Origin of the sequence: Lacisediminihabitans profunda, from assembly GCF_008040105.1 — a bacterium.
In the GTDB taxonomy this organism is placed as follows: Bacteria; Actinomycetota; Actinomycetes; order Actinomycetales; family Microbacteriaceae; genus Lacisediminihabitans; species Lacisediminihabitans profunda.
Genome location: NZ_VRMG01000105.1, coordinates 1 through 275 on the forward strand (window position 1 = coordinate 1; position 275 = coordinate 275).

At 38.2% G+C, this 275-nt stretch carries 1 protein-coding gene; it reads right to left on the reverse strand.

Features of this window, described 5'->3' with window-relative positions; all coding sequences use genetic code 11:
• The coding region (locus FVP33_RS19675) for a hypothetical protein (RefSeq protein ID WP_222706807.1) at nucleotides 1-275 on the reverse strand (275 nt) is incomplete at both ends.

The following is a 275-nucleotide window of genomic DNA, read 5'->3' on the forward strand; positions in this document are numbered from 1 at the left end:
TTTGACCGGTACTACTTTTTGAAGTAACTCATAAGAGGCGATGGGTTTATTAACTTCTAGCAACTGGAAAGTTCCACTACCGGTTGTTAAGGTTAATACATCATCAGAAATACTCCAAGAAGTTGGCGTACCGGTAGCAGTCCCACGAAACCAAGAAGTTTGGGTGGCTGAATCATAAAGAATAGTATAAGAATCAACAGCTACTTGTGTATTTAGAATACCAACTTCTGATTGCTTAACTCCGTTTACTCTTGCTATAGCTTGTTTATTAACCT